We start from the raw sequence: 7,671 nt of genomic DNA on the forward strand, positions 1-7,671 counted from the left end.
TCGCGTGGGGACGGGCAGGAGGGAGGACGCGGTCGGGTGCGGTCGTGACGGCCGCCGCGGCATGGTCATGGAGTGCTGCCCGACGTGCCGTCGTCCCGCGTCGGGGAGGACGGCGGCTGCGGCGTTGCGGACGCGTCGCGGGCCGTGACGACGCCGGTGCGCAGCCGGCGGCGAGCGGCGTAGCCGGCCAGGCCGACGGCGAGGAGCAGGGTGCCGCCGTGGAACAACGGGATCGTCCAGAAGTCGGCGCCCATCTGCACGATGCCGGTGAGGCCGACGGCGAGGACAGCGACGGCGACCACAGTGCCCATGGCGTTGGGACGGCCGGGTTTGATCGTGGTGGAGCCGAGGAGGGCGCCGAGGAAGGCGGGCAGCAGGTAGTCGAGGCCGACGCTCGGATTGCCGATCTGCTGCTGGGCCGCGAGGAGCACGCCGGCGAAGCCGACGATCAGCCCCGATACGGCGAAGGCGTAGACGGTGTACTTGCGGATCGGGATGCCGACGAGGTCGGCGGCGCGCGGGTTGGACCCGATGACGTACAGGTACCGGCCGAGCGGCAGCCGCTCCAGCATCAGCCAGAGGGCGACCGCGAGCGCGAGCACGTAGAAGGCGGGGACCGGAAGGCCGAGGAACGTGGAGTCGTAGATGTCGGTGAAGGCGGCCGGGAGGCCCCCCGGGCCGGGAACGATCCGGCCGCCGTCGGTGATCCAGCCGGTCAGCGCGTACAGCATGCTGCCGGTCCCGAGCGTGGCGATGAACGAGTCGATCCGCCCGAACTCGACGATGACACCGTTGAGGACACCCACGACACCCCCTCCGACGATCACCGCGAGGCAGGCGAGCGGCCAGGGCCACCCGCTGTGCGCGACGAGTTGCATCACCATGACGTGCGCCAGGCCGAGGCCGTAGCCGATGGAGAGGTCGAACGCGCCGGTCACGATGGGGACCATGGCGGCGAGCGCGAGAACGGCCGGGATCGACTGGTTGGACAGGATCGAGTCGACGGTGTCCAGGGTGGGAAAGGTACGCGGCAGAGTGAGGGAGAAGATCAGGAAGAGCAGGGCGGTGAGGGCCAGGAGGCCGTATGCGCCGATGAGGTGCCCGCCGGGTCGGCCCGGCCCGGCCCGTCGGCCGAGTCGGCTCAGCAGGCCCGGTCTGCGTGGTTGCCTCCGGGGCGAGGACGGGGAGGGCGGGGTCACGGGTTCGTCGCAGTTCCGGAGGGGGGCATGGCCGAGGCCGCCCGGGTGAGCCCCGCAACCGTGAGGGCCGGACCGCTCAGCTCGGCCGTCACGGACCCGCGGATGAAGACGAGGGCACGTCGGCACATGCCCGCGACCTCCTCGAAGTCGGTGGAGATGAGGAGGACGGCGAGGCCGGCGGCCAGCGCCTCGTCGAGCAGGCGGTGGATCGCGGCCTTGGCACCGATGTCCACGCTCGCCGTCGGTTCCTCGAGGATCAGCAGGCGCAGCTCCACCCGGAGCCACCGGCCGATCATGACCTTCTGCTGGTTTCCGCCCGACAGGGTGGCGATGGGCGCCTCGCTGTCGCGGGGACGCACCGTGAACCGTTCGATCAGAGTGGTGGCCTCGCCGCGTTCGCGGCGGGGACCGATCCAGTGCGGCGCAGACCGGCCTCCCGCGCGGAGGTTGGCCAGGAGGTTCTCCCGTACGGTCAGCTCGGCGAGGCAGCCCTCACGTAGCCTGTCGCCGGGCACGAAGGCGACACCGAGCCCGACGGCGTCGGCGACCGTACGCGGACTGTACGGGCGGCCGCCGAGGACGGCACGTCCGCCGAGAAGGGGCCGGCAACCCGCGAGGGCTCGCCCCAGGGCCCAGTGTCCGGCGCCCGAGAGGCCGACCAGACCGAGGACTTCTCCGACCCTGAGCTCCAGGTCCACCGGTCCTGTACCGGCTGTCCGTACGCCGTCGAGGGTCAGGACGGCCGGGCCGCCGGCCGGGGCAGGGATGGGGGTCCCCCCGCTCGAGCGAAGCCGAGAGTGGGGGAGGTCGGGCAGTTCCTCGCCGATGATGTCGTGCACCAGGCGGGCCGGGGTGCGGTCCACCAGCGAGCCGTGGCTGACGAGGTGGCCGTCGCGCAGGACGGCGAAGGTGTCGGCGACCTCGTACACCTCGTCCAGACGGTGGCTGACGTAGAGGATGCCGTGCCCCCGGTCGCGCAGGGTGTGCAGGACGCGGAACAGCCGGGCACAGTCGGCGGCCGGGAGGCGGGCGGTCGGTTCGTCGAGGACGATGAGCTGCGCCCGTGCCGCCAGGGCTCGTGCGATGGCGACCAGGGAACGCTCGGCCGGGGGAAGGCCGGCGATCGGGGCGTCGGGATCGAGATGACCGGCGACGATCGCCAGTGTCTCGGTGCACCGCTCTCGGGTCCGCCGCCAGGAGATCAGTCCGGCGCGGCGCGGATACCCGGTGCTCAGGGCGATGTTCTCGGCGACCGTCATCCATTCCACGAGGCCGAGGTCCTGGTGGATGAAGGACATGCTCCGGGCGGCGGCATGGCTGCCCAGCGGCTCCCCGGCCACGGTGATCTGCCCGGCGTCGGCGTGGTGGACGCCGGCGAGGACCTTGATGAGCGTGGACTTTCCGGCTCCGTTGGGACCGAGGAGGGCGAGGACGCTACCGGTGTGGACGTCGAGGTCGACCCCGGCCAGCGCGAGGGTCCCGCCGAACCGCTTGGAGAGCCCGCGGATACGGACCAGGGGCTCCGCCCCGATGGGTGGGACCGCCCGCGCAGAGGTGTCGTGAGCGTCGTGCACGGACATCTCCGGGGGTCGGACTGGTGAGTTCTTCCCGACTTGCGTCAGCGATCCTAGCCGGGAATATCACGGCATTTCAGGCATTTTGCTGCTTTCTGTGGCTCCAACGGGCCAGTGGGCCACCCTGCACTTCCGTCCCTCAGACGGCGTCGAGCCCGCATTCGGCCCAGATGACCTTGCCCTCCGGTGTGTAGCGCGTGCCCCAGCTCTCTGCCAGCTGGGCGACGAGGAACAGGCCGCGACCGCCCTCATCGGTGGTGGCTGCCCTGCGCAGATGTGGGGCGGTGTTGCTGGTGTCGGAGACCTCGCAGACCAGGCTGCGGTCGTGGAGCAGCCGTACCCGGATGGGCCCCGCGCCGTGGCGGATGGCGTTCGTGACCAGCTCACTGAGCATGAGTTCAGCGGCGAACGCGACCTCGTCGAGCCCCCAGTCGGCCAGTTGCCGGGTGGCGGAGGAGCGGACCTCGCTGACGAGGGCCGGATCCGCGGGCAGATCCCAGGTGGCGATCCGCCCCGGGTCCAGGGCGTGGGTGCGGGCCACGAGAAGGGCTATGTCGTCGTAGGGGTGGGCCGGCGCCACGGTGTCGAGGACCGCCTGGCAGGTCTCGTCGGGTCCGCGCTCCGAGTGGGCCAGGACCTCGCGCAGCTGGTCGAGGACCATGTCGACGTCGCGGTGCCGGTCCTCGATGAGTCCGTCGGTGTAGAGGACCAGCTGACTGCCTTCGGGGAGGTGGATCTCGGCTGCTTCGAAGGGCAGACCTCCGAGGCCGAGCGGGGGCCCGGCGGGCAGGTCGGGGAACGACACCGTGCCGTCGGGACGGACCAGAGCGGGCGGGGGGTGGCCGGCGCGGGCCATGGTGCACTGCTGCGAGGTCGGGTCGTAGATCGCGTACAGACAGGTCGCGCCGATGATGCCGGCGCCCTCGGCAGCGGACGCCTCCCGGTCCAGGCGTCCCACGAGGTTGTCGAGGTGGGTGAGGACCTCGTCCGGGGGGAAGTCGAGCTCGGCGAAGCTGCGTGCGGCGGTTCGCACCCGGCCCATGGTGGCGGCGGACAACAAACCGTGGCCGACGACGTCACCGACGAAGAGGCCGACGCGGGTGCCGGACAGGGGGATGACGTCGTACCAGTCTCCCCCGACATCGGATTCGGCGGGCAGGTAGCGATGGGCGACCTCGACGGCGTCCTGGTCGGGCTGTCCGTGCGGGAGCAGGCTGCGCTGCAGGGCCAGGACCATGGTGCGTTCGCGCGTGTAGCGGCGGGCGTTGTCGATGGACAGCGCGGCGCGGGTGGCGAGCTCCTGCGCCAGCGAGCGGTCGTCGTCTCCGAAAGGGGCGGGATCCTCCGACCGATAGAAACCGGCGACCCCCAGCACGACGCCGCGGGCGACCAAGGGCACCGCGATGAGGGAGTGGACGTGACTCAGCAGTTGTCCGGAGTGCTCTGGGTCCTGTGCGAGCCAGCCCGCGGCGGCCTGCAGGTCCGGTTCCAGCACTGCCTGCCCACTCGTCAGACACCGCATCTGCGGCGCCGTCGGGCCGTAGTCGATGCGCTTGCCCACCGGGCTGAAGGGACAGCCGTCGCGAATGCCGTGAACCACCGCACGGCGCAGGTCACTGTGGGGATCGGCGGACTCCTCGCCGCGCAGTACGGCCTCGGGCAGGTCGATGGTGACGAAGTCGGCCAGTCGCGGCACCGCGGTCTCGGCGAGTTCCCGGGCCGTGCGGCGCACGTCCAGGGTGGTGCCGATGTGGACGCTGGCCTCGGACAGCAGCTCCAGGCGACGCCGCGCGGCCAGGGCGTACGTCCCCACGTGCGGCTCCCCCACCATCACGAGTCCTTTGGCGGAGGGCGGGGAGTCGGGCTGATCGTCCGTCACGCCGTCGATGGCGGCGGTGGTGAGGCCCTCGCGGGCCGCGGCGGGCCGGCCGGGTGCCGTCTCGGGAGGATGCTGCCCGGACGGTGGGATGAGGGAGAGATGCCCGGATGCCACGGCGATGGGAACGGCCCCGGAGAGTGGGAGGACAGAGGCGACGGCAGGCTCGGCGGGGCAGCCCAGCGGCTCGTCGACCCGGTGCGGGATGGCGAGAGGCACGCGCGGTGCGGGGCCGGGGAGAACGGCCTCGACGGCGATGCCCTCCACTCCGGAGACACTCGTCATCAGGCGGCTCACGAGCGTGACCCGTCGGCCGTCGGGCAGGGGCACGTCGACGGCGGCCCGCTGTGCGCGGGAGATCAACTCGGCGGCCTTCTCCATGAGGATCGCCCGGTCGCATGGGTGCAGCTCCAGGGCCAGTTCCTCCACCCCGATGCGGTGCTGGAGGCTCGCATCGGCCTCGGCTCCGGTGGCCCAGTAGGCTCGAAGCAGAGCGCGCTCACGTGCGGAACTCTGTGCCAGCAGCCGCCGCTCGATAGCTTCGGCCGCCGTGCGTATCACGGCGTCCAGCGCCGGGTCATCGGCGCTGCGGGGATAGCCGAAGCACAGAGCGCCCTCGATGCGGCCGCTGAGGGGGTCGCGGACGGGAAGCGCGCGGCAGGCGCTGCCTTGGGAGCGCTCGGCGAAGTGCTCAGCACCATAGACCCGGATGAGCTGCCGCTCCGCCAGGGCGAGACCGATGCCGTTGGTACCGGCGACCTGCTCGGCGAACACGAACCCCGGGACGCTCTGGATGGCCGGCAGAGTTCTGGCCAGCGACGCCTCTCCGAAACGGCGCAGGAGCACCGTCCCGCTCGCATCAGCGACGGAGATGTTCATCGCGCTGCCGGCGAATGTGGACTGCAGGCGGTCGAGCACCGGTCCGGCTGCGTGGACTAGCCGTCCGTACGGATCGAAATCCGCCCGGTAGGGAAGGTCGGTCTGGTCCGGCGACAGCCCCAGGGTCCGGCAGCGCTGCCAGGAATTAAGGATCGAGGTTCGCACACCCGCCCCGACCGGATCACCCTGCAGAAACCGCTCGCGGAAACGGGCGGGCCCAGTGCCGCCTGTCGCACGCCCCGCCGGGTTCGGTTCGCCGCCGGACCGATCCACGCTTCGTCTCACGCCTTCGACAATCCACTCTTCGGAAATATCTGGCATTGACGAGGATACGGGCATTAGTGGCACCAAGGACACTAATCATGATTCGCAAGCTACCTCACGCACGGTAACCGGACCGGGTCTGTCACAGGACCGCGACCGGGTTGACGGGCGAGCCCGTCCCTCCCGGCACGTTCAGCGGCGCCACGACGAGCAGGAACTCATGCCGCCCCGCCTCGGCAGTGGCGGCGGAGAGCTCCTCCAGGTCCAAGTTGTCCAGCAGCGGCACCCCCATCGCGGCCAAGGCCAGGGCGTGGACCGGCGAGTGCACACCGTCCACGGGCGAGGGTCGTACATCGCTGTCGCCGTCTCCGCCGAGCAGCGCGATGCCACGTTCGGCCAGCAGCGGCACGGCGTCCACGTGAAATCCCGCGCTCGCCGTGTCGGGGTCCCAGGCACCGAGCTCCTCGCGGCGGCGGACGTGCCCGGAGCGCAGCAGTACTGCGTCGCCCTCGTCGATCGTCACATCGAGCGCCTTCTCCGCAGCAACGATGTCCTTGGCGTGCACCGCTTGCCCCGGCTCCAGCCAGGGGATCCCGAGCACGGCGGGGAGGTCGAGGAGTACGCCTCTCGTGACGAGGGGCCCGAGCGTCGACACCGCACCGAAGCGGGCGCCTGCGGCATCGACGAGCTCGTGTGCCGGGCGCCCGTCGTAGAGCTGCCCCCGGTAGGCGATGTGACACAGTGCGTCGAGATGCGTGATGCCCTTGCCGTGGTAGTCGGCGGCGATGAAGTCCTTGTGGGTGGAGGGTTCCGGCGCCTCCACGTCACCGAGGTCGGTCATGTGGTGCAGGGCGGGCTTGCGGTTGCCGGGACCGGGTCGGGTGTTCCAGGGCAGCGCCAGCGGGACGACGATCCCTGACCGCACGCCAGCCGCGGCCTCCCGCACAAGGTCCGCGGTGACACGGTTCCAGGCGCCACGGTCGGCCGGGGACCAGCGACCCCATGCGCGAACCGCGTCGAAGAGCGCGTCGAACTCCCGGCGGGAGACGGCCGGCCCGTTGTCGGCACCGGTCGGCTTGGGGTTCGGGGCGTCGAAGCTCATCTGCACTCACCGCTCCCAGCTTCGGAACGGCGCCGACGGCAGGGCGTCACCGGGCGCGACACAGATCGGGCCTCCGGGGGCGTGCACCCGGCTGACGTCGTGGCCTCGACGCCGTGACACGGAAAAGCTTCTTCCTCGTGATCAGAAAACCAGCCTCGCACATTCAGGGGGTGGTCGTGGGGCGGCTCTGAAAGTGCATCCAGGAAGTCATACCCGCGTTCCATCGAGCAAAGGCCGTCAGCCAAACCTCGACGCGGCCGTAGCGCGCCGGACTAGCCGGAAGAGCCTGACATCAGAGGCATGCGACCACGCGCATCCAACTGACGGCCCATCATGAAAGTCAGCAACGCCAGGACGCCACTGCGCCCGATGCTGACCATTCGCTGACCTCAACCCGGCTATCACGCCTCTGACTTGCAGAGATGACCAAGCGTTAGATCTTGGACTTGAACAGGGTACGCAGCATTCTGGACTCCTGGAAGACGGCTCCCTGCCTGCTTTGTGCAGGTCAAGGGCGTCCGTCACCTTACCCCGACACGCCTCGCCCATGGATTATGAGGAACATCACCTCGCCGGCCAGGCCCCCTCACCTGCACCGCCGCACACCCCGCCACGCCCTGCGCACTTCACGTATACACGCCACGTATACACATCACGTATACACGGCGTGTAGAGTGCGGCGCATGTCCATCGGTCACACCCTCCTGGGGCTCCTGGAAACCGGCCCGCGCCACGGCTACGACCTGAAGCGGGCCTTCGACGAGAAGTTCGGTCACG

Annotated in this window: 4 protein-coding genes and 1 pseudogene; 1 reads left to right on the forward strand and 4 read right to left on the reverse strand. The window is 70.6% G+C overall.

Going from position 1 to position 7,671, the window contains the following annotated elements; translation table 11 throughout:
• Positions 1-65: 65 nt before the first annotated feature.
• The 4 genes from ACFZBP_RS14220 to ACFZBP_RS14235 form a co-directional block, all read right to left on the reverse strand.
• Entirely contained in the window at positions 66-1,199 is a 1,134-nt protein-coding gene (locus ACFZBP_RS14220; RefSeq protein WP_391412971.1) for an ABC transporter permease, read from the reverse strand.
• Positions 1,196-2,773 carry an ATP-binding cassette domain-containing protein gene (locus ACFZBP_RS14225; protein ID WP_391412974.1) on the reverse strand — a complete coding sequence of 526 codons (1,578 nt, stop codon included), beginning with the start codon at positions 2,771-2,773 and terminating at the stop codon, positions 1,196-1,198. Before ACFZBP_RS14225 ends, ACFZBP_RS14220 begins: the two co-directional genes overlap by 4 nt.
• A gap of 139 nt (positions 2,774-2,912) precedes the next feature.
• Positions 2,913-5,849, reverse strand: coding sequence for a SpoIIE family protein phosphatase (locus tag ACFZBP_RS14230; protein ID WP_391412976.1), 2,937 nt, complete (start codon positions 5,847-5,849; stop codon positions 2,913-2,915).
• Between the two features lie 85 nt (positions 5,850-5,934).
• A complete protein-coding gene (locus tag ACFZBP_RS14235; RefSeq protein WP_391412978.1) occupies positions 5,935-6,894 on the reverse strand; it encodes a cyclase family protein in 960 nt (319 codons plus the stop codon).
• A 683-nt stretch (positions 6,895-7,577) separates the two neighbouring features.
• On the opposite strand from ACFZBP_RS14235, the pseudogene ACFZBP_RS14240 reads away from it, so the two are divergent.
• A pseudogene (locus tag ACFZBP_RS14240) lies at positions 7,578-7,671 on the forward strand (PadR family transcriptional regulator); the annotation flags it as partial.

The sequence above is a fragment of the Streptomyces sp. NPDC008086 genome (assembly GCF_042957325.1).
GTDB lineage: Bacteria > Actinomycetota > Actinomycetes > Streptomycetales > Streptomycetaceae > Streptomyces.

Coding starts and splice junctions, on each gene's coding strand:
- ACFZBP_RS14230 (WP_391412976.1), bottom strand. CDS start 5,849: ATGCCAGATATTTCCGAAGAGTGGATTGTCGAAGGCGTGAGACGAAGC.
- ACFZBP_RS14235 (WP_391412978.1), bottom strand. CDS start 6,894: ATGAGCTTCGACGCCCCGAACCCCAAGCCGACCGGTGCCGACAACGGG.